Annotated in this window: 15 protein-coding genes and 1 pseudogene; 9 read left to right on the top strand and 7 right to left on the bottom strand. The window is 45.1% G+C overall.

Annotated elements, in window-relative coordinates; genetic code table 11:
* Positions 1–95: 95 nt before the first annotated feature.
* Both QZN53_RS03000 and QZN53_RS02995 read left to right on the top strand, forming a co-directional pair.
* Positions 96–1,757, top strand: coding sequence for a cellulase family glycosylhydrolase (locus QZN53_RS03000; RefSeq protein ID WP_294651524.1), 1,662 nt, complete (start codon positions 96–98; stop codon positions 1,755–1,757).
* A gap of 163 nt (positions 1,758–1,920) precedes the next feature.
* Positions 1,921–4,536, top strand: coding sequence for a carbohydrate-binding protein (locus tag QZN53_RS02995; RefSeq protein WP_163437415.1), 2,616 nt, complete (start codon positions 1,921–1,923; stop codon positions 4,534–4,536).
* A gap of 252 nt (positions 4,537–4,788) precedes the next feature.
* Here the strand turns inward: QZN53_RS02995 and QZN53_RS02990 are convergent, their stop codons facing one another.
* The 4 genes from QZN53_RS02990 to QZN53_RS02975 all read right to left on the bottom strand — a co-directional run bounded on the left by QZN53_RS02990 (position 4,789) and on the right by QZN53_RS02975 (position 8,443).
* Positions 4,789–4,920: a hypothetical protein gene (locus QZN53_RS02990; protein WP_294651518.1), complete on the bottom strand. Its 132-nt coding sequence runs from the start codon at positions 4,918–4,920 to the stop codon at positions 4,789–4,791.
* A 27-nt stretch (positions 4,921–4,947) separates the two neighbouring features.
* Positions 4,948–6,846: a carbohydrate-binding domain-containing protein gene (locus tag QZN53_RS02985; RefSeq protein ID WP_163437413.1), complete on the bottom strand. Its 1,899-nt coding sequence runs from the start codon at positions 6,844–6,846 to the stop codon at positions 4,948–4,950.
* A 141-nt stretch (positions 6,847–6,987) separates the two neighbouring features.
* The gene (locus tag QZN53_RS02980; protein ID WP_163437411.1) at positions 6,988–7,158 is read right to left on the bottom strand and encodes a hypothetical protein; all 171 of its coding nucleotides are present in this window, start codon (positions 7,156–7,158) and stop codon (positions 6,988–6,990) included.
* Positions 7,159–7,240: 82 nt separating this feature from the next.
* A complete protein-coding gene (locus QZN53_RS02975; RefSeq protein ID WP_163437409.1) occupies positions 7,241–8,443 on the bottom strand; it encodes a PDDEXK nuclease domain-containing protein in 1,203 nt (400 codons plus the stop codon).
* A 1,232-nt stretch (positions 8,444–9,675) separates the two neighbouring features.
* On the opposite strand from QZN53_RS02975, the gene QZN53_RS02970 reads away from it, so the two are divergent.
* The gene (locus QZN53_RS02970; RefSeq protein WP_163437408.1) at positions 9,676–9,996 is read left to right on the top strand and encodes a hypothetical protein; all 321 of its coding nucleotides are present in this window, start codon (positions 9,676–9,678) and stop codon (positions 9,994–9,996) included.
* 98 nt (positions 9,997–10,094) lie between these two features.
* Positions 10,095–10,802 (top strand): master DNA invertase Mpi family serine-type recombinase, encoded by a 708-nt coding sequence (locus QZN53_RS02965; protein WP_367269171.1) that lies wholly within the window; start codon positions 10,095–10,097, stop codon positions 10,800–10,802.
* Here QZN53_RS02965 and QZN53_RS02960 read toward each other — a convergent pair.
* Positions 10,703–11,050: pseudogene (locus QZN53_RS02960) on the bottom strand ((deoxy)nucleoside triphosphate pyrophosphohydrolase); the annotation flags it as partial. The gene QZN53_RS02965 and the pseudogene QZN53_RS02960 overlap by 100 nt on opposite strands.
* A gap of 1 nt (position 11,051) precedes the next feature.
* Complete coding sequence (locus tag QZN53_RS02955) at positions 11,052–13,952, bottom strand: DUF3427 domain-containing protein (RefSeq protein ID WP_163437404.1); 2,901 nt, start codon at positions 13,950–13,952, stop codon at positions 11,052–11,054.
* A gap of 179 nt (positions 13,953–14,131) precedes the next feature.
* Between QZN53_RS02955 and QZN53_RS02950 the strand changes: the two genes are divergently transcribed.
* From QZN53_RS02950 to QZN53_RS02935, 4 genes are all read left to right on the top strand, one after another.
* Positions 14,132–15,040, top strand: coding sequence for a PD-(D/E)XK nuclease family transposase (locus QZN53_RS02950; RefSeq protein ID WP_163437402.1), 909 nt, complete (start codon positions 14,132–14,134; stop codon positions 15,038–15,040).
* Between the two features lie 127 nt (positions 15,041–15,167).
* Entirely contained in the window at positions 15,168–16,508 is a 1,341-nt protein-coding gene (gene dcm, locus QZN53_RS02945) for a DNA (cytosine-5-)-methyltransferase (RefSeq protein ID WP_163437400.1), read from the top strand.
* Between the two features lies 1 nt (position 16,509).
* Complete coding sequence (locus tag QZN53_RS02940) at positions 16,510–17,931, top strand: Sau3AI family type II restriction endonuclease (protein WP_163437398.1); 1,422 nt, start codon at positions 16,510–16,512, stop codon at positions 17,929–17,931.
* A 194-nt stretch (positions 17,932–18,125) separates the two neighbouring features.
* The gene (locus tag QZN53_RS02935; protein WP_163437396.1) at positions 18,126–19,676 is read left to right on the top strand and encodes an ATP-binding protein; all 1,551 of its coding nucleotides are present in this window, start codon (positions 18,126–18,128) and stop codon (positions 19,674–19,676) included.
* A gap of 49 nt (positions 19,677–19,725) precedes the next feature.
* Here the strand turns inward: QZN53_RS02935 and QZN53_RS02930 are convergent, their stop codons facing one another.
* Entirely contained in the window at positions 19,726–21,174 is a 1,449-nt protein-coding gene (locus QZN53_RS02930) for a reverse transcriptase domain-containing protein (protein WP_163437394.1), read from the bottom strand.
* 595 nt (positions 21,175–21,769) lie between these two features.
* Here QZN53_RS02930 and QZN53_RS02925 point away from each other — a divergent pair.
* Positions 21,770–22,177: an ORF6N domain-containing protein gene (locus QZN53_RS02925; RefSeq protein ID WP_294651503.1), complete on the top strand. Its 408-nt coding sequence runs from the start codon at positions 21,770–21,772 to the stop codon at positions 22,175–22,177.
* Positions 22,178–22,289 lie beyond the last annotated feature (112 nt).

Genomic DNA, 22,289 nt, shown 5'->3' with positions numbered 1-22,289 from the left:
GTCAATAGAATCTCCTTTTTGGGGGTTCTTTTTTTGTGCCCAAAAGGTAATTTATAATCAGGTTGTTTGAAAAGGTGGAAAAGGAAGGTGTTCTTATGAAGTTTGGTTTCAAGGTCAGGCATGTTGCCTGTGGTATTTTGGCTGCAATGGCCATTTCGTCGGTGAGTTCCTTCGCGGTAACGAGCCAGTTCCGCGGTGTGAACTGGGCCGATAAACGTGACAATTTCGTGTCTGACGTGCTGGTGCTTTCGGGCATGAGCCTGTCGGACAATTACCAGTCGGCATCTGTGGTGGCAGACCGTGTTATCGGGCAGTTCCAGGAACTGTTCGGCACCAACAGCGTGCGCATTCCGGTGAACGAACCTACGATTCTCAAGTTCTGGGATACCTACACGGGCGTTATCGACATGGGCCTTTCCAAGGGCCGCATCGTAATGGGCTATTGGGGCCCCGCACAGCCTTCGGGCCCGAAGAACATGAATGATTGGTGGAGCATGTGGGCAAAAATCGTCGAAAAATACGGCGACCACCCGAATGCCTACTTTGAAATTTTCAATGAACCGCATATGTACAGCAAAACGGAACTGCGCGATCTTTATGCCCAGTGGCTGAGCAAGTTCCCGAATGTGCCGCGCGACCATATTCTGCTTGACGGCTCGGGCCTTGCCTGGAACGTGCCTGACATTGCCGACGACCCGCGCTTTGAAGGTTGCCTTTTCGCGGTGCACGAATACACCTTCTGGAACATGAGCATTACCACCGAACAGGGCTGGAAAAACAGCTTCAAGGGCAAAGTGGGCAAGTACGTTGACCGCACGGTGTGTACGGAATGGGGTGGCGCCATGAGCCCTGGTGACAAGGCGGGCGTGCATTACGACTACATGGACTATAATTCTACTCCGACGAACTACTTTATGGCCTACATTCGCGGCATGTCCGACCAATTGCGCGAATGGGAAATGGGTAGCTTCTACTGGCCGGGACTCCGCGATGGTGACTGGTATAGCATGACCAAACGCAGCGGCGAAGGGGCGAATATCAAGCTCCAAATCGTGAACCAGTCGGGCGTAGACCGCATGAAAATGGCTTGGGCCGACACCGTCGAAACGAACCCGCCAGAACGCAAGGCATACAATGACAAGGTTGCCGAAATTCCGGGGAAAATCGAGGCCGAAAATTACGACGAGGGCGGTAACCGCTTCAGTTTCTACGACAAAGATGCTACCAACAAGGGCGAAACTTATCGCGAAGACGCTGTGGATGTGGTCACCCTCGATGGCGCGACTTGCAACGGTGGCGCTTGCAAGGGTTACGCGATTGGCTATACCGAAGCGGGCGAGTGGCTTGAATACAGCGTGAAGGTTGCTGCCGACGGCAAGTACGGTGTTCGTGCGAATGTGGCGACTGCTTCCGAGACTTCAAAAATCCAGTTGCTTGTCGACGGCAAGGTGCTTCTCGATACTATCACGATTGACAAGGTTGACACGACCTGGAATGTATACAAAGAAATGGATATCGGAACCGCTAACCTTACTGCTGGCGAACACATTCTAAGGCTTGTCATTGCAGGCAGCTATGTGAATGTAGACTGGCTCCAGTTCTGCGAAAAAGAAACTTGTGAAGACAAAACAGGAATCCGTGCCATCGCTCCGACGGCTGTTTCTAAGGCAGCTCCGCGCCTGCGCAAACAAGGCGGCAAGCTCTTTGTCGAAAAGAACGGAATGCGCTTTGACTTGACCGGACACCGCATCAAATAGGCCGCATGTCATCCCGGCCTCCGAGCCGGGATCTCCTTTTTATGCTTTCTAATCGTTGATAATCATTGACAACTTGTCAACGAGAACTCCCGAAAAGGGAGTTCTTTTTTTGATGGCAAAAGGTATTTTTTTTATTGGTGTGGATTTTTTCGTGAGGTTTCTTATGAATACAAAGATTCTTTCTTTGGCGTTTGGCTGCACGCTCGCTTTTGCCGGTGCCGCCGTTGCCGCCACTCAGGCGACATTCTACGTTTCCCCCTCTGGCAATGATGCTGCCGCAGGTACTAAAGACGCTCCGTTCAAGACGATTACGCAGGCCCAGAAGGCCGTGCGTGCCATTAATGGCACCATGACGGGCGACATCGAAGTAATTTTGCGCGAAGGTACTTACGCATTGCCCGCCACAATCGGCTTTGACGAACGCGACGGCGGTAAAGACGGCCACTACGTGCGCTATAAAGCTGCTGATGGCGAAAAGCCCTTGATTTCCGGCGGTATGCAAATTACCGGCTGGACCATCCACGACGAGGCGAACAACATCTGGAAAGCCGAAGGCGTCGATGGCCGTTTCCGCCAGCTTTACGTGAACAACCGCAAGGCAGTTCGCGCGTGCTTCCCCAACGTGATTGATGCAAAGGAAAAAGGCAACGGCGGTTTCGACCACGATTTCGTGCGCCTCACGAAGGTGGACTCTTCGGGCCGCGCCTTCGATGTCTCTGCCGACTACATCAAGAATATCAAGAACATCGAAGACGTCGAAATCCACCTGATGATTGCCTGGTCCGAAAACATCTTGCGCCTGGAAAAGGCCCAGGTAAACGGCGGCACCGCAAAGCTCATCCCCAAGGATCCTGAACGCACCAAGCTGTTCCACCGCGCTTTCCCCATGCTCGGCACCGCCTTCATGAGCAATCCGCCCAAGCAGCAGGTTTTCTATCTGGAGAATTCCTACGACTTGATTGACGCTCCGGGTGAATGGTACCTGGACGAAAAGAACCATGTGCTTTACTACAAGCCCCGTTCTGGCGAAAGCATGTCTACGGCCCACGTGGTTGCACCCCGCCTCAATACTTTGTTCAGCGTTTTGGGTAAAGACACCAAGAACAAAGTGGGCTACATGAGCTTCGAAGGCCTGATCTTTGCCCATTCCAACTTTACCCGCCCGAGCGACGAAGGCTTTTTGGATTTGCAGGCTGCAAACTTCAATGTAGACGTCCTTCCGGATCCGAGCCGCGGAAACTGGGAAAAGCTGAACAGCAACAAGTACTTGCTGTGGCGCCCCGATGCGGCCTTCCGCGTTGAAAATGCCCATCATTTCTTGGTGCAGGGTAACGTATTCTCGCAGATTGCGGCCACGGGCCTCGACTTTGTCTCGGGCACTAACGATGACATGATCCAGGGCAATGCCTTCTTCGAAATCGGTGCCGCGGGCATTATGCTGGGCAAATTCTATCAGGATTCTACGACTGAAATCCATATCGCTTACAACCCGAGTGACAAAGACGAAATCAGCACCCGCGATACGGTCAAGAACAATTTGGTCACCAACGTGACGAACGAACATCAAGGTGCCGTAGGTATTGGCGCCGGTTACCCCCGCTATGTGGTAATCGAACATAACGAAGTTTCTTACACTTATTACTCCGGTATTTCTATTGGTTTTGGCTGGACCAAGCAGCAAACTGCCATGACCAATAACCATGTGAACTGGAACGAAATTCACCACATTGCGCGCTTGCTTTGCGACTCCGGCCCGATTTACACGCTCTCTAACCAGGGTACCGGTAGCGAAATCCAGCACAACTATATCCACGATAACGGAACGTCTAAGTGGGCCGACTACTGGAACGTGCCTATTTACTTGGACGAAGGCTCTAGCGGCTTTACCGTGAAAGAAAACGTGTTCAAGAATTCCCCTGCAGGCGTAGGCCAGAATCAGGCGGGTCAGAACACTCTGCAGCAGTCCAATAACTATTACAGCGATGATGTGGTAAACAACGCCGGTATCGAAAAGGCGTTCCGCTACATTCGCGATATCAAGGAAATCCCGCTCGCTGACTTTAACGGTGCTGTGACCCAGGAACCTTACAAGGCAATCTTTAGCATTCCGGGCTTTGTGCAGCTCGAAGACTACGATATGGGCGGCCAGAGCGTATCGTTCTACGACAAGGACTTTGTGAACGAAGGTGGCGCCTACCGCGAAGACGGTGTCGACATTGTGCAAATCGATTCTGCTGACGCCAGCAAGGGTTACGCGATTGGTTACACCCAGGCAGGCGAATGGCTCGAATACAGCGTGAACGTAGTGACTACAAGCAAGTTCGTGTTCCGCGCCAACGTGGCAGATGGCATTGAAGGCGGTAGCATTCGCCTGTTTATCGATGGCAAGGCTGTGACCGATACCGTTGCGGTGCCGCAAACCGAAGACTGGAACACCTATACGCTCATGGACGGCGAAACTAGCGAAATCGAAAAGGGCGACCATGTGCTGCGCGTGCAGTTCACCGGTAGCTACGTAAATCTGGACTGGATCCAGTTCGCTCTCACCAAGGAAGAACTTAACACCACCGGCATTCGCAAGGTGCCGACCTACAGCATGGACTTTATGCCCAATATGCAGCGTTCGCTCAAGGTTTATGGCGCAAACGGCCGCTTTATGGGTAGCGTAGAACCGCGTGCAGGCCTCGCCCTCACCGAAACGCTTAAGCAAGCCGGCTTTGCCCAGGGTATCTACATGGTACGCGGCATGGGCAAGACGCTCCGCGTGCAGCTCAAGTAGAGTTTACTCCTTGCCTAATTGCCACCTGGGATTCCTTCCGGGTGGCTTTTTTTTGTAAAAAAAACGGCCTTTAAGAAATTTTTTTCCTAAAACTATTGACTTTTGGTAATTTTCCGTAAGCCTCACCGACGAAGGTGAATCGCTCAAGCGCAAGGCCGCAAGCGTCCCCAAGTCCATGGCCAGCTGCGTGAACCTCTCCGACACCGAAGCAAAGACCTTGTACACTCTGCTGTACAAGGTCTTGGAAGGGCTTTAATTCAACTCGCCATGAGCTGTTAAAGGATCCGACGACGAAGCTTGCAGCAGCTGGGCCTGGTGCTTGAGTTCAACCACTCTCACTGTAGGGGTTGAGTATTCTTTTTTCTGTTCGATTTCTTTTTTCATATTTATCAACTCGTATTATTAAATGTTTTACTTGTTTAAATAAACGCCCTTTGCCATGCGGTTTCCACCGCGGACAGAACGACCCTTCAGGTCGTAGGTGCGCGTCGTACGGTTCAGACGGATTTTCCCTGTACGGCTGTTGAACTGGCCAATAACCGTCGTCAGTTCCGAGCCATCCTTTTCTCTGTCAACAATAATAACCTCCATCTCGTCCGGAAGGTCGTCGACAGGTGCGGGCTGGTACAAGGCATGGGACTGCGCCCGCGGTGCTGATTGCGGTACCGGCTTTTTATAGATATAGGCGCGGAACGGCTTGATGTAGGCTCCTTCGCCCACCTTGACAAACTGGCCAATCGAGATATCTGTAGCGGATGAACCCGCAAAGCCATAGGCCGCGGCCTTGGCTGTTCCCTCGATTTCTGGATCGGTAGCATCCCAGGTTTTTGTTTGTACAACGCCACGGAACACGAAATCACCATACGCACTATAATCGTCGTCCTGCGCCACATCGTATGCATCAGCGTCGGTCGGGCTAGCCTTGAGCACGAGCGGGTCCGTATTATTTATGGAAATACTCGTTTTTCCAGACTCAAGCTGGATTAGATACGGCTTGTACGCTTCAAGCTTGGCTGTGCCGTAATTACATTTTGTGTTAGATTGTTCATTGCACCAGACCCGTTCCACAGCCACATACTTATGGTTTGTGCTATCAACGCCTATGCCGAGGAACGAAACAACCTGTTTTACGTTACCAACTTTATTTGCGCTGATTTCGAACGGGAACATGATGGTGGAATAATTATTTTCACCATCGATGGCGGGGAAGGTGCGCTTAAAAATAACATTGTCAACAGACACATCTTCTGTAAGGCTCAAGGCGTCTTCGCCGTTATAATTGCCGTTAATAAAGGCGACGGTCTTGCTACCAGCGGTTTCAACATCAACAAGTTCCGCAGGGAATTCAAAGGAACTCTTTTCAATAGGCCCCATAACAACTCCACCGATAGTAATCGTAGAGGCGGATTCCTCATCCCCAACATTGATGCTATAGGGTGCTTCAATCCCCTTTGTTGCCATAACCTTAGTTATGTCATTAGTAATTATAATATCGTCACTTTTTCCTTGATAACCATTGCCTATGCCGGCAGCTTTTTTACCAGCCGTCGCTTCAACTTCGCCACCACTGATTGTTATAGCGCCACTGGTTCCTTCATTGCCACTGCCTATGCCGGCAGCCCAAACACGACCCGTTGCCGTAACTTTGCCACCACTGATTGTTATAGCGGCGCTTACTCCACTTGAGCCGCTGCCTATGCCGGCAGCTTGAGCACCACCCGTTGCTGTAACTTCGCCACCACTGATAGTTATATTACCGCAGGTTCCTCTACCGCCGCTGCCTATGCCGGCTGCATAACTACCACCCGTTGCTGTAACAATACCGCCACGGATAATTATATTACCACAGTTTTTTTTACCAAACGAGCAATCAAAGTCACTATAACCACCGCCTATGCCGGCGCCCCAACCACTGCTTTTAGCATCAAGGGAGCCATTGCCCTCAATCACTAACGTATATTCATCACCTTTTCCTTCGTTTTTCGCAGCTTGAATGCCAGGAAATTCATTATAAAAACCCTTCACTGTATTAGAGCCTTTGAGAACGACGGTACAATTACCCAAGCAGGTAAGGCCCGCCCACGGGCAATCTTTTGAGCTGGAGCCGTTGATTGTCGCGTCGCTGAGTGTGACCTTGGCCCCATCGGCGATGGAAATCTTGTAAGGCTGAGATTTTCCTTCAAGCGAGCCCGTCAGGACATCGCCATTCTGCGCTGTATAATTGCCTGTTAACGTAGAAAGATCGACTGTCGCAGCAAACGGTGCCGTAGCAGCAAATAAAGCAAAAAACATAGGGTATATGCATTTCATATAATGATTCCTTCTTCTAAATGGGCTTTCGCCTTTACACCGCGCGAAATATACATTTTTTTTTACAATGGCTAAGTTGTCGAAAACCAGCTGTGCTTCCCGCTGTACAAGGTTTTGGAAGGGCTCAAGGAAGGGTGGTAATTAGAGGCACATCGCCATATAGGCGGGAATGCAGATAACGCCATCGCGAGTTATCGCAAAGTTCTTGGGATGTATGATGTAGGATTCTCCGAGACGTTCACCGAATTCTTCTCGGAAACGTTTGAGAGACTCGTATCTATAGCGCTTGCCCGATTTGACTTCAATCGGCATAATCTTGAAATTTTGCCTCTTTGGCGAATTCATCCCCTTTGTCGCACCAGTGGTGCGACAATCCTCGCCCTCCATGAACGCGCTATTCGCCCTTTTTCCGAATGAGTCGTTTCGTAGTATGCATTTCCTTTTGCAGAAGGCGCATGCGCTCTTCCAGCAATTCCTTTGAAGGCAACGCATCTTTGATGCGGATATTGTTGTAAGTCGCAACCCCCATCGGCGTGCCCAGCCCACGGAAAGACCACTGTACATCGGTCGAATCCATGTTGGAACAAATCAACAGCCCGATTGTCGGATTATCCTCGGGTGCCTTCAGCAACTCATCTACCGCGTTCACGTAGAAGTTCAGCTTGCCGACAAATTCCGGCTCAAACGGCTTTGCCTTCAGTTCGCAGGCAACGAAACAGCGCAGGCGGATATGGTAAAACAGCAGGTCGATTTTGCGGCTTCGTCCACCTACAAGAACCTCCTTTTGCCGTCCAATGAAGGCAAAACCCGTACCCATTTCGAGCAAAAGGTTGGTGACATTCTTCGTAAGAGCCTCTTCCAATTCGGCTTCGTCGTAAATTTCGTGACCAACAGTAGCAAAGCCGAAATCGTAGTTCTCTTTCAGCACATCTTGAACAAGTTTGCTCTGCAAATCGGGCAGTTTTTCGGTAAAATTGTTGACTATCTTGCCTTGGTGGCTGTAAAGATCTGCCTTGATGCAGTTGATCAACGCAGCGCGGCTCATCCCTTGTTCCACAGTCTTTTTGATGTAAAACAGGGCCTCATCTACAGATTTGCATTTCGTGATAATTTCTACATGGTGACGCCAAGGGATACCGGCAAAGATTGCTGGTAATTCTGCACCAACTTGGTGCAGTTTTGCCATGTCTAATTCTGCAACAGGCTGTTGCAGTTTTTCTCTGTCAAGTCGGCTAGACTTAGTTTTGGCTAATTCTCTACCAGCTTGGTAGAGAATTTGATTAGCCCCTTTCCGCGTATAAAAACAGTACCATTTCTTCATAAACCACAGATTCGACACAGAAAATCCGTCTGCATCGGGAAATTCCCGCCGCAAATCCAGGCTGAGTTGCTCCACGACTCCCGTACCCCAGCGCTCCTCGGCCTTTTTGCGCACCAAGTCCCGCCCTAGCAGCCAGTTGAACTGCAGTTTTTCGGCATTTACCTTGATGACCGCCTTTACCTGTGCCGAGCGGTAACGCTGCTTTAGTTCCGTAATCCAGTTGATGTAATCAGAATCGATATGGATATTGTGAGATTCAATCTTTCGATTTCTCATAAAAGACCTCTCTTTAATAACAATACGAAGGCGCAAATACGCAGACGCACAACGTATGTTGAGCCTTAGCTTTCTAGTAGTTTTATTTGGGATGCTCTTGCGGTGCTGTTGGCGGGGGCTTTCCTCGGCGTTACCTGGCGCGGCTTTCGCCACACGCTCGAGCAGGCTGCTTCTCCTGCCAGCTATCCAACAACATCAACAAGAAGGTTGATGAACCCCACCGCGGATGCACGTACGGGCGCATGGCCTATGCCGACTGTCGCAGGGATTGTCGTAATCTCAAGTCGGGCGCACAAGAACAATCCTGCACGCCCGTTCACTAAATATACATCCTCGCGCAGCCCGTGTCAAGAGATTTCTCTAATATATTTCGGCGGGGGAAGCCTCCCCCTGCCTGCAGCCTTGCCCTTCTGTCACCCTGGAGCCGAAGGCGATAGGGTCCAGGGCAAGTCTTCCGGATACCCCCTCAGCGGGGCCTCAATCGCCGGCCCCGCAACGCCCCGCTTGCCCGCTCAACTCCTCGAAAATTTCGAGGAGTTTAAAAATCATAAGCTTATGCGTAAGTCAGACAGTAATATGCACAATTTGCATATTACTTTTTGAACTAGTTCCAAAACGGAACTAGTTCTAAGGTGCCATTTTGGAACCTTAAAGAACTCATTTGATGTCCGATTTTTGGACATCAAGTTGTCTTTTTGCTCAAAATCGCTTATTTTCGACGAATTTTGCTGTTTTGCGGTCAAAATTTTTGACCGCAATTGCACCATAGGGAGTGGTATGTGCAAAATTTGCACATACCTCATTCACCCCTAAAGCCATATTTTTGCAAGTCTCGCTTGCAAAATAGGCATTTTCTTAATTGTGCAAGCGGAACTTGCACAAATGAAAGAATTGGGTTGGCAGAACCGGTCGCATTTTGCGACCAGTTGCATTGAACTTTCAAGTATTCCTTGACAGTTCGCCATCTATCTGAACCTGTCGGAAAACCCGACAACTTGAAGTGCAATTTTTGCACCTCAAGTTGCCTATTTTCTCAAAATCGTCTGTTTTCGCCAAATTTCGCAGTTCTAAGGTCAAATTTTTTGACCTTGAACGTCGCGGGTCAACTTGAAGTCACATTTTGTGACTTCAAGATTTTCGTCTAAAGTCGCAATTTGCGACTTCAAAAATCGCCATAATTGCCATGACATTTTCTGTCACTAGCATTATCTATCTTTCGGGGCGGAGGCACTATGGAAAACGACACGTTCGGCGGCGCGATACTCGCATGGGTCAAGAGCGCAAAGGCGTTCCTGAAAGTTCAGGCGGGCACGGGCGACAACCTGCTCGAAGAAGACATCCGGGAAGGGTTCACCGACTATTGCCTATGGTCCACGTTCCGGCCGGAAAGCATCGACACCGACGGTGAGCTCGACATGGAATGCCTGGACAGCGGCATGGTCCTGTTCAGGGAAAACTGCACCCCCGGAGAGGCGCTGGAATCGAGCTACCGGCAAGCCTTCGGCAAGGACTTCGACAAGGACGACATCGCGGTACTGATGGAAGAAAAATGATTTTGTATTATTTGATTGATAAGTTTGTTTATATGGCCGGTGATGTTTTTCTGAGGCTGATTTTTATATAGGTTTCAAAATGGAAGAATGTTCACATAATGGTTTACGGCTATATACGCGTGAGTACCGACCGGCAAACGGTCGAAAATCAGCGCTTTGAAATAAGTCGGTTTGCACAACAACAGAACTTGCAAATAGACGGCTGGATCGAAGAAACGATTAGCGGTGCAAAGAATTACACTAAACGAGGACTCGGGCGCCTTCTGAAAAAAGTGCAGAAGGGCGATTTGATTATTTGTGCCGAGCTATCGCGCCTCGGCCGCAGCCTGTTCATGATTATGGAAATTTTGAATATCTGCATGAACAAGGAATGTCGTGTATGGACAATTAAAGATGGCTATCGCCTTGGTGACGATATTCAAAGTAAGGTTCTTGCGTTTGCATTTGGCCTTTCCGCTGAGATTGAACGAAACCTAATAAGTCAGCGAACCAAAGAAGCTCTTGCTCGCAAAAAGGCCGAAGGGGTGATTCTTGGGCGCCCTAAAGGAAAGTCGCCTATTCCAAATCAGAAATGCGAAAAGAATCGCGAATGGATTCGCGAAATGATTTCTCGTGGCATGCCTAAGAGTGACATCGCCAAGAACCTGCACGTTGCGCGCGGAACGCTTTACAGATTTCTTTCTAGTGCCGCGACAACTTCAATATCGGCGGGCAACCAATTGACAGAATGCAGCTCTGTCGTTTTCAACCATTTGGCGGCTTCATGTTCCAATAGGGTTAATTCTCCACCGATAACGGAACAATAAAAGCAATGCATTGTCAAATGGAAAGTGGGGTAGTCATAGTCCACGGTGCATAGAAAATTTCCGACATTTACATCGATAGCGAGTTCTTCTTTCAGTTCGCGGGCAAGTGCTTGCTGCGGAGTTTCGCCAGGTTCCATCTTGCCGCCGGGAAATTCCCAACCGTCTTTGAATTCTCCATAACCACGCTGTGTTGCGAAAATCTTGTCGCTATCCTTGATGATGCCTGCTACTACTTCGATGTGTTTCATGTTATCCTACTAAATAATCATAAATGTCCTGACGCACAGGAGTTTCTAGGGTATAGATAAACTTAACATAAGACTGATCTTTTCCGAGATCCTTGTTGAATTTTTTGAACTCTATAGGTTCCGACGATGTATGTAATCGTCCCAAATAATAAAATTCCTTAGATGTTTTATCATCTTTGTTTTTTCGAACAAACAGGTCTATTTTTATACCAATTCTATCGGAATTCTGAATAGAAATGACATCTTTAGATGTTTTCTTTCGATTTACTTTAGAAATCCATTCTAAGGTCTTCTCGTCAATAAAACCGTCTTCGTAGCGAATCGATTCCTTAACGTTATCTCCTTTTTCATAATTGACAAAAATCGGAATTGTGTTTGTGTTTTTATCGTGCTTATAACCACCTATATTTTGGCTTACTTCATTTTTTTCCCAATCCAAAAGACGACACACATCTTCGTAAGTGTATTTTTCGTAAAGGCAGAATGAAGTGTCCTTGTAGCGATGACCAAAATATTTTTTGTTGCGGAATAGACCGAACTTTACGACTTCCGTCATTTGTCGCCGGAACTCATTATTGTCAAGTAGTTCATTGAACTTTGAGGAAATGCAAAAGTCGTTTCCATTGTTTTCGATGAATGTAACGTCAGCATAAGTATCTTTAGCAGCGCCTGACGCAAATTGACCGGTTAAAATATTTTCAACATTCTTTCGAGTTTTTTCGTTGACGCTAATGCCGAAATCGTTTTGCATTTTACTCATCACCCGGGATATGACATTCCCGTTATTTTCACCTAACAGCTCATCAAGAATCAGAAGTTCGTGCAATCGCTTGCCATTTGCAAATTTCGTTGAGACATATTCCAGATACTTTTCTTCGATGGTACTGAAATCAACTTTGTATTCGTCCTTCTCGACTTTCTTCAGAAATTTATGATACGAACCTAAAGATGCATTTTCAAAAATACGCATGGCGTCAATTTCACCATATTCTTCGTAATCCATCAAGTTAGGAATTCTACCCAATTTGTATTTCAAGTTCTTGTAGCATTCCTTAATTAATTTCATCTCGCTGAAGTTAGCCGAGTCAATGGATTCATAAATTCGTTTGCGGGCAATTTCATCAAAGTGGATGGTTGAAGCTCCTTCTAAAGCTTTTACGCCTTGACGAACATATCGCCGAATGTTGTCCTTGTTGTATGTTCGGTCGCCAGAAAGGGCAATAGGAATCATGTAGTTATTGCTGTAATTCCCGATAAAATCGAGAATCATCACGAACTCTTTGTCTTCTGCCTTACGTAATCCGCGCCCTAGTTGCTGCACAAAGATGATGGGTGATTCTGTTGGGCGAAGCATCAAAATCTGATTCACTTGCGGAATGTCGATGCCTTCATTGAAGATGTCTACCGTGAAAATGTAATCAAGACCGTTGTCGCGATTATCATTTTCTAATTGCCTTACGGCTTGTTCTCTCGCCTCTTGGGAATCGGCTCCCGACAAAGCAATTGTTTTATATCCGCGCTCATTGAACTTTTGGGAAAGTTCCTTTGATTCTTCTAGCGAACTACAAAAAGCAAGGCCTTTTACGCGATTTCCGCTGTGGCCAAAGTATTCCGCTTTTTCAATAATATAATTGACTCGCTCGTCACAGACAAGTTTTGCGAAATCTCTCTTTTCCTTCTCTTCACCATCGACAAAGATGTCCGTTATGCCGTAATAATGGAATGGACAAAGAAGATTGAGCCTCATGGCTTCTTGCAAGCGGATTTCGTGAGCGATGTTGTGATCAAAAGCGGCGTAGACGTCAAATTTGTCGCTACGGTCAGGCGATGCTGTCATGCCAATCCACAAATCGGGATTAAAATACGCCATCATTTTCTGATAACTTTCGGCGCCTACGCGATGCGCTTCGTCAACAACTATAAGCTGAAATTCATCTTTTGCGAAATCACTAAAATGGGATGCCATGGTTTGCATAGTCGCAAAGACGAAATCACGGTCTGTTTCCTGTGATGTGCCGGAGTACAAACCGAATGTTTTTGTATCTCCAAATACGTTCTTGAAAGATTCTATGGCCTTGCGCAAGATTTGTTCACGGTGAACAAGAAAAAGAGCTCGTTTGGGGTTGATTTCTCTCATTGCGAAGGCGGCTGCGTATGTTTTACCCGTTCCTGTGGCTGAAATTAGCAGCGCTTTGTGTTCGCCCATGGCACGAATTTCGTTCAACTTTTGAATAAATTCCAATTGCATGGAATTTGGCTCAAGTAAAATCTGCTCAAGTGAGATTATTTTCGATTCGTTGATGGTTGCTTCTTTTTCTAGGGCTATTTTTTGTCGCTGGAGTTCCCGGCGAATTCGCTTTTGCTCGATATAAATCTGAGCGTATTCGTTAAGGACTGTATCTGAAGCAGAGAACGCGTTCGGACTATTCCAAAGTTCGTTGAAGTCGTTGATGACATTCTTGCATAAAGCTTCGTCTTCTTCAACAGAATAGCAGGTGTTCCATTCTTTATTAATAGCAAGGGCGTTCCCAGTAAGGTTCGAGCTGCCAATAGTGACGCTGACAACCCTATTTTTGAAAAAGAGATAACCCTTGGTGTGAAATCCTCGTATATTTTTGTCGCAACGAAGAATTTTTAATTCGATATTTGAATATTTCGAAAGTGCCCTGAGGGCTGATGGCTCGGTAAATGTTAGATAATCCGTTGTGAGGATTTTTCCGGGAACATTTCTTTTTTCTAGCTCTAGCAAAGTTTGCTTTAATGGTGCCAATCCACTACGTGAAATGAAAGCAACGCTAATAATGAATCGGTTGCATTTTGATAATTCGTTGTCAAGAAACGCCTGCATGGTGTTTCCAGGAGCGTTTGAAATAAAGAGTGGATTTGATGAAGAAATTTCCATGAAAATGTATTGGGAAAACGTTCGTTTAAACGGAACACTTGCGAAAAAATGCAGAAAAAGATGAAACCAGTTGACAAGAAAAATTTGTTTGGCTATATTGCGTAGTGCACATGCGTGCATTCTTGTTTTAAAACTTAACGCTTCGCAGTTTTTGCTTGTCCGCGAGGAAGGAGATAAAGATGAATAAGACGCAATATCGTCTGATGGCGCAAGATGTCAAAGAGAACAGGGCCAATCTTGCCAAATACCGAAAAATCTTCAAATACGCCTATCCATTCGGAGATAAAGTCTTTAAACGCTTGATGATAAATCAAGTTAAACCAGAGCGATTCATTGCGTTCTTGAACGCAATGATGGGACTGGAAGGAGACCGACGCATAAAAGATTTCTCGTTCCGCATACAGGAAATGCCTGCATTACCTTCACAAAAGAAACCCATATTCGACATTGTTGGAACAAATCAAGCTGGAGAACCCATTTTGGTTGAAGTTCAACAAAATGCTAGCCAACTTTTTATCGATCGACTTTTCTATTATGTATCCCGCGCTATCTCTACGCTGGTTCCCGAAGGTAGCCGATACAGGCTCCCTCATGTGTATGTATTGTCTATTCTGACAGAAGACTTATTCAATAACGAACCGGATACTTATTTTCACCATGTCAACCTTTCGAAAAATGGTCGCCCATTCTATGACAAGTTTGATGGATTCCTTGTCGAGGTGGACAAGTTCTGCAAGATAGACGCTCGATTGCCCCTGTCGAATCGCGAACAGAGCGAACGAGCCGACATGCTTCGCTTTTTCAACGAACTTATGGAAGAAAAGCCCTTTTCACCACAGTATTTGCAAAATGACCTATACGCAAAGTTCATAAAAGATGTATCTTTAGAGAAGATTGAAGACGAACTGCTTCTTAGGGAGGTAGACGAGATGACTGACATTAAATACGAAAAGGAAAGCTCTTTTTTGGATGGAATGGACGCCAAGGCTCGCGAAATGGCGAAGGCCATGCTTGCTGAAGGCGATTCCGTTGAAAAAGTCGCCAGGATTTCGCAACTTTCTGAGGCAGAGGTTGCCGCACTGAAATAGCGTAAAAGAAGGTGCTTTTTGCAAAAACCGGTCCTATGAGGCCGGTTTTCTTTTTCTGATGAAAAGTATGTCACTTGATTGACAGAATTTTTATGTATCTTTCTGTTCAAAGAAAAGGAACGTTTAAATGGGACAGAAAAAGTCTGCAAAGATTCTTTCTCAACAGCTTTGTGAACCTATTGCAAAATATTGTGCTGATGTCGCGCAAGATTGTCTTTTAGATGATGTTGCGAAAACAAAGTCAGGCGATATTCGTGTTATTGAATTGTTTGCTGGTGTGGGAGGATTTCGTATTGGTCTTGAAAGAGCGTCTTGCCGCTATAAAACAGTATGGAATAGTCAGTGGGAGCCTTCGACCAAAACACAGGATGCGTCGATAGTTTATAGAGCGCGGTTTGGTGCTGAAGGTCATTCTAATGTTGATATTGCTACGGTTTCCGTTGACGAAATAAAGCCGGGGAATCTCCTTGTTGGAGGCTTTCCGTGCCAAGACTATTCTGTCGCATCTACGCTGAAGCGATCTGGTGGTATTGAAGGAAAGAAAGGTGTTCTTTGGTGGCAGATTCATCGAATCCTTCGTGATAGCAAGAATCCGCCGAAGTATTTATTCCTCGAAAATGTTGATCGCCTTTTAAAATCGCCCGTTAAGCAGCGTGGTCGTGATTTTGCAATTATTTTGGCTTCGCTTTCTGACCTCGGTTATTCTGTAGAATGGCGAGTTGTTAATGCTGCTGACTATGGCATGCCTCAGCGTCGTCGCAGAACGTACATTGTCGCCTATAAGGACGGAACGAAACTTGCAAAAGCATGCTCAAAAGCTGTTGCTGATGAATGGATTCTGAATGACGGAATTCTTGCGCAGGCTTTAAAGTGCAAGCTTTCGGAAAAGACGAAAAAAAATGAATTTGAAATTAAAGGTGACTTGGTTAAAGTTACTGAAGAATTCAACAAAGGGCAGAAAAACTCTCCGTTCTTCACTGCGGGTTTCATGAGCAAGCGTAAAGTCTGCACTTTTGATGTTGTTGCGGACTATTCCGGGAAGAAATTAACCCTTGGCGAATTGCTTGTTGATGAAAAAGATGTTCCCGAGGAATTCTTTATTGACGAGAAAGAATTGCCTAAGTGGGAATACTTGAAGGGCGGTAAGTCTGAAAAGAGAAAGACTGCAGAGGGCTTCGAATACAATTATAGCGAAGGCCCGATGGCTTTCCCTGATTTCTTGGATAAGCCCTCCCGTACGATTATTACTGGCGAGGGTGGCAAGGGACCTTCTCGCTTCAAACATGTTATCAAGACGAAATCCGGTCGCTACCGCAGGCTTGTTCCGATTGAGTTGGAACGTTTGAATATGTTCCCTGATAATCATACAGAAGGCGCCAGTAATTTGCGTCGCGCTTTCTTGATGGGTAATGCGCTTGTGACTGGTATTGTCGAAAATGTCGGTCGTGTTCTAGAAAAGTGGATATGACATGAGCGAGCAGACTTTACCATACGATAAAAAATCCAAGGACTCTATTCTTGAGCATGCTCAAAGAATGCTTGGGAAAACGCTTTGGGAAATGTATGGCGAAGCCAGGTTGCTTGACACGGGAAAAGGTAGCTTAGGAAATGCTGTTGAAAAATATCATTTCCAATATGAGCCGAATTCTAAATCAGAACCCGATTTCAAGGAAGCGGGTGTTGAGCTAAAATGTACGCCCTTGAAAAAAGCATCTGACGGGAGCATGCTTTCGAAGGAGCGTTTGGTGCTCAATGTCATAGATTATATCGAAGAAGCGACTAAGACGTTCGATACGAGTAGTTTTTGGGAAAAGAATGCTCTTCTGCTTTTAATGTTTTATTTGCATGAAGAGGGAAAACTTCCGTATGACCTTATTTTTAAAATAGTTCGATATTGGAATTTCCCTGAAACTGATTTAAAGATAATCAGAGATGATTGGACTATAATTCACAATAAAATACTTGCGGGAAAAGCTCACGAAATTTCAGAAGGCGATACGCTTTATCTTGCTGCATGTACAAAGGGGTCGAAGGCTGGTGCGCAAATGCGACGCCAGCCTAAATCCGATAAACTTGCTCCCCAGCGAGCATATTCGATAAAATCGAAGTATGTCAATACAATTATTCTGGATTCTTTGAATCATCCAGAAATGCATAAAGGTCTTTTTATAAGTGAACAGCAGAAGAGGAAAATTCTAAAAGTTCAAGAAAGTGCTGAAAGTGTAGTTCGCAGTATTTCTGATTATCGTGAATCGGAAACTTTCGAGCAACTGATTGAAAGAAAATTCTCTCCGTATTATGGCAAGACGATTGCGGAAATAGAGAAAATGTTGGACGTTGAATTTTCTCAAAGCAAAGCTATGGCTTATGATGTATGCAAGGCGATTCTTGGTATTAAGTCAAAGAAAATTGCTGAATTTGAAAAAGCTGAGATCGCCATTAAGACAATTCGTCTTGAAGCCAATGGCAACTTGAAAGAAGCGATGTCTTTCCCGAATATCAATTATAAAGAAATTGTTAAGGAACAATCCTGGGAAGATTCTGCACTTTATGAGATGTTTACGCAACGGTTCATGTTCATCATTTTTAGGAAACCTGCGGTGAAAAATGACAAGCAGGTCCGCCTAGAGAAAGTGATGTTCTGGACGATGCCGTTTGAAGATTTGAAACAGGGGAAAATCCTCTGGGAAAATACTCGTACAAAAGTTGCCGCAGGCAACTACGAACATTTTATAAAGTCTTCCGAAAATCCCGTTTGTCATATTCGCCCCAAAGCACAGAACGCTGCTGACACCACTGAAGGTGCGCAGGGCTTCCAGGTCAAGAAAATGTGCTATTGGCTGAACAGGGAATATGTGCTAAAATTAATAAATTCCGCAAAAAAAGCGTAATTTTGTAAAAATTTCAGCTTTGGGCGAAATTCGGAGTTTTTTCAAAAAAAAGAATCTCACTAACGCTTTTTTTGGTTATATTTATGTTGCAATGAATAGAATCATTGCATGTGAGATATTTGTATGGTCAACAAAGACCGGTGCATACCATATAGATATCGTTAACAACAAGAACATGTACTGGCGAAAACAAAATGAAAACGAACACTATCCAGGTTCGCGATTCTTTTATCGTGAACGCACTTCGTAACTGCGGTTATAACAATTACGCTGCTATTGCAGACATCATTGACAATTCGGTAGAACCCGAAGTCGATGCAACCACAGTAAAAATTCAGTTCTCTACAGATTCCGGAAAAGGTGGGCCCATAAGATCCATTAACATCATTGATAATGGATGCGGGATGGATTTTGACACAATGAAAGAGGCCATGTGTCTTGGATCCATGACTGGAAAAACCGGCGAAACTAACCTAGGAATGTATGGAGCAGGTCTTAAAACAGCGGCACTTAGTCTTGGAAAAAAACTTACAGTAATTTCTCGCACGCAGGGAAGTGATTACATTTCTAAGGCGGTCCTTGATATTACTGAAGCTTGCAAGAATGGTGGGCCGATTGAACTTTCTATCGACAAAGTTCCACTGGACGAATTTCTCTCGAATCCCGAGAATCTGGTGAATTTTGCTGAAGATCACGGAACACTCGTTTCTATTACCGAAATTGACCGTCTTTCCAATAAAGACCGCAAGAGCTTTGGGGGGCAACTCCGTAACAAAATCGGTGAAATTTTTAATAAGTTCATAACCTCCAATATATGCAAATTCTTCGTTGATGGGACTCTGGCAGAACCAGTCAACCTTATGCTGAATGCTCTCGAACAAAATGAATTGTTGGGCAGCGATGAATTTGAAGTTGATGGTACGCAATTTTCATTTAACGCATACTATCTGCCGAAAGAAGATACATCTGATTCTGTTGGAGAAGGTGCGTCAAGAAATTTGCGAAATCAAGGGCTGTATATCTATCGTCAGAACCGTCTTATAGGTCGTGGGTTGACGCTTGGACTTTGGACTCGTCATCCACAATACAACGGTCTTCGAATAGAACTTTTTACCAACGGAACATGTGACGAATTGCTTGGCTCCACGTTTACCAAAATGGTATCAGAACAATCAAAAGAGACCATGAGTCAGTCATTCCATGACGTTCTTATCCAAAAGATTGGAGTTTTCATCAATGAGGCGAAAAACCGAGGACAGCGAGAGTCTGCCGCAGCGAAGGGCGAAACGGACCCAGAAACGCAAAAGATGTACGATCATGTCACCAAAGAGATGAACGACAATCTGCTCCTTAAGATAAATCGTCGTGGAGAAAATAAACCTAACGAAGAACCGAAAGAACACGAACATCGTGGCCCACAAAAAAATCCAGCCCTTTTCCGTGAACGCAAAAATAAATGGCTAGAAGGAATTAAGGAAGTCAGCCTTGGACGTAACGAAGAAATGTTCATGTTCGAGATGTCTAACAATAAGCGTGTTGTGCTTATCAATATAGATCATCCGTTCTATAATGAATTCTACAGGCAACTACCAATCAACCTAAAGCACCAAATGGCAAAAGTTATCACGTGTCATGAGATTGCGAAACAAAATGTCAACTACTATGGCAGTGAGGATGTTCAGCAGCTTGTCGACTTGTATAATGAAACGATTTCCTCTGAAGTTGGAAAATCGTTGTCTAAATAACTAATATAAGCAAGCCAGATGTATTATCTGGCTTGCTTATTAATTTCGACTAAAGAAGACTTTGTATTTCTTTTGCAAGATCATCAGGGTTGTTATCCCATTTTTTATACAATAAATCAGAAATTAACGAATAATGTTTTTGAAAACTTTCAATTTCTTTATCATCTCCAACAAATAGGGGTAAAAAAATTTGTTTTCCAGGAATATTTCGAGAAATTGCGGCTTGTACCTCTTTTTGAGGCCACGCTTTATTTACGGACGATTTTGAAATCACTGCGACAAATATATCCGCTTCGCCAAGTGCTTTGTTGATCACTTGAGTAAGACTATCTCCCCATTTGAGATTGACCGCGTCAAGAAATGTAACTATGCCTAAATTTTTCAAAGCATTGTTCAATGGTTCAGCAACTGTTTCTTTATCTTCACTTGCATGACCAATGAATACTTGATATTTTTTGTTCATCTTGATGATTTCCTTTATAATTTTGGGAGCATTTTTGTCTAGCGTATTGTATGTGCAGCAAAGGCCATAAAGTACAGAATCAAAATGCCCGCGGATTTGAATTAAATGAGTAATTTTGCCAACCAAAACCGCTTTAAACAGATTTTCGTTGTCTAGCTTACTCTGTTTTTTATAAATATGTTCTTTAAAATAGGATGACGCGTTTGATAGTCCAAATTTTCTCCACATATGTAGCATCATTCTTATTGATCGAATAAATTCCCGCCTAACATTTGGAAATTCATTTATAACAACACCTGTTACTTCTTGTCTGATGGATTTATCTTGAACTCTCGTTTTTTGATTGTTGAGCTCAAATCCTTCTTTTGTAATGATTTTTTTTATTTCTTGACCAAGAATGACATTCTTATTTGGAATGGCCGTAAAAGACTCAACGATTGATTTCGCAAGATATCTTTTTGTTGTTGAAATGGTTATGTCATCTACGTATCTCGTATATCTTGAACCTGTACTTCTCGCAAGATTAATTAGAGATGAATCGAGTCGGCGGGCTATCATATTTGCGATAATTGGAGATGTACAAGCCCCCTGTGGCAACATATCCCGGTAACACACTATTTGGGCTAGAATTGTTGCAACTTTGTCTGAGCAGTTAAAAGAGCGAGATAAGAATAGTCCGCGAACGCGTCTAAAAGTAATTGAATTAAAAAATGATTTTAAATCAATATTGAGTAGTACTCGGCTTTTCTTATGCGCTTTTGCATTTGTGATATAACTGCGACCATTTTCAAATCCATGCGAACAATTCTTCAGTTCGTAATCATCTTTTAGCTGTTCGCATAGTTTTAATTGAATGTCCCGAAGAGGCTTTATTGGAGATGAAATGGTTCTTTTTCCACCATTTTTTTTCTCTACTTCAAAAACTCTGTATTTGTTAGCTTCTGGTATTTTATATAAAATAAAAGTTAATCGTGATAAAGACGTTCCCAGAAGCGCCGCAAGATGATGAGGTGATTGAATGTTTTTTACTGACATAAAAAGTGCTGTTTTCCCTTTCTTATGCCATCCATAGCCACGAGAGCCACGAAATAGGCGGTAAAGAAGATCCGTAAGGCATATGTCTTACGTTTTGATTATCTGCAGCGAATACACCGCAAAAATTGGGAAAACAGCACATATAATTTATGCAAAATAATTCTTCTTTTCAAAAATAAGAAAAATTTGATTATTGCGAATAAAAATAAGTTATTTATAAAATAATATTTGTACTTTCCTTGCATCTGCGTTAGGGATAGTGACCCCTTGGGGCGGAGATGCGCTTGCGCGGCTCCGTTGCAAGAGCGGCGCGGGGGTGCCGTAGGCGCGCACGGGGCGCCTTGCGATATAGCCCGACCCGGCGAAGGGTGACTGGGGCCAACCGAGCCGGGGAACGCCCTGTAAAATTTTCTTAGGTCCCTTGCCAACTTTTTAGATATTAGGTACATTAAAGCTGCACGTGGTTCTCTGTCAAATGGAGAATCGCGTTTTTTTTATTCCGATTTTATCGAGGACAAAATTTTTGACCTCGATGCAGGAATAAGGGGACGCCTCTAACATCAACCAGCCGCGAACGCGGCTACATGGAGGCTATATGGTTAAAAAGAATGATATGGCGGTTGCGCCAGTCAAATCGGAGTTCCCGCTTATTGACGAAACCCTGCTCAAATCGCGGATATACACCATTCGCGGGGTCAAGGTGATGCTTGATGCCGACCTGGCCGAGATTTACGGGTATACGACCAAAGCATTTAATCGGCAGGTCAAGAATAATATCGGTCGTTTTGCGGAGGATTTCCGGTTCCAGCTGTCCAAAAGCGAAGTCGATGAATTGCGGTCAAAAATTTTGACCGCAATTATCGGTGCAAATGACACTGAAAATTTGCGGTGCAAAAATTGCACCGCAAATCTCAGCACGATGAGCCGCTCCTGTCCCTTTGTTTTTCACGGAGATTGCCGCCCAAACAATCCAAAATACGCGCGACATCGCTTTGTTGTCTAACGAAATGCGTGAAAATCGAGATGCCCTTCAGAAAGTCATGGAAAACTTCGTTGATCCTTCGTCTTTCAGGCACTTCCTGATTCTGAACGGTCAGAAACTGGAGGCGGATGTC

Origin of the sequence: uncultured Fibrobacter sp. (genome assembly GCF_900316465.1) — a bacterium.
Taxonomy (GTDB): Bacteria; Fibrobacterota; Fibrobacteria; order Fibrobacterales; family Fibrobacteraceae; genus Fibrobacter.
Note: the sequence above shows the minus strand (reverse complement) of the source record. Positions and strands in the feature narration are given on the sequence as shown.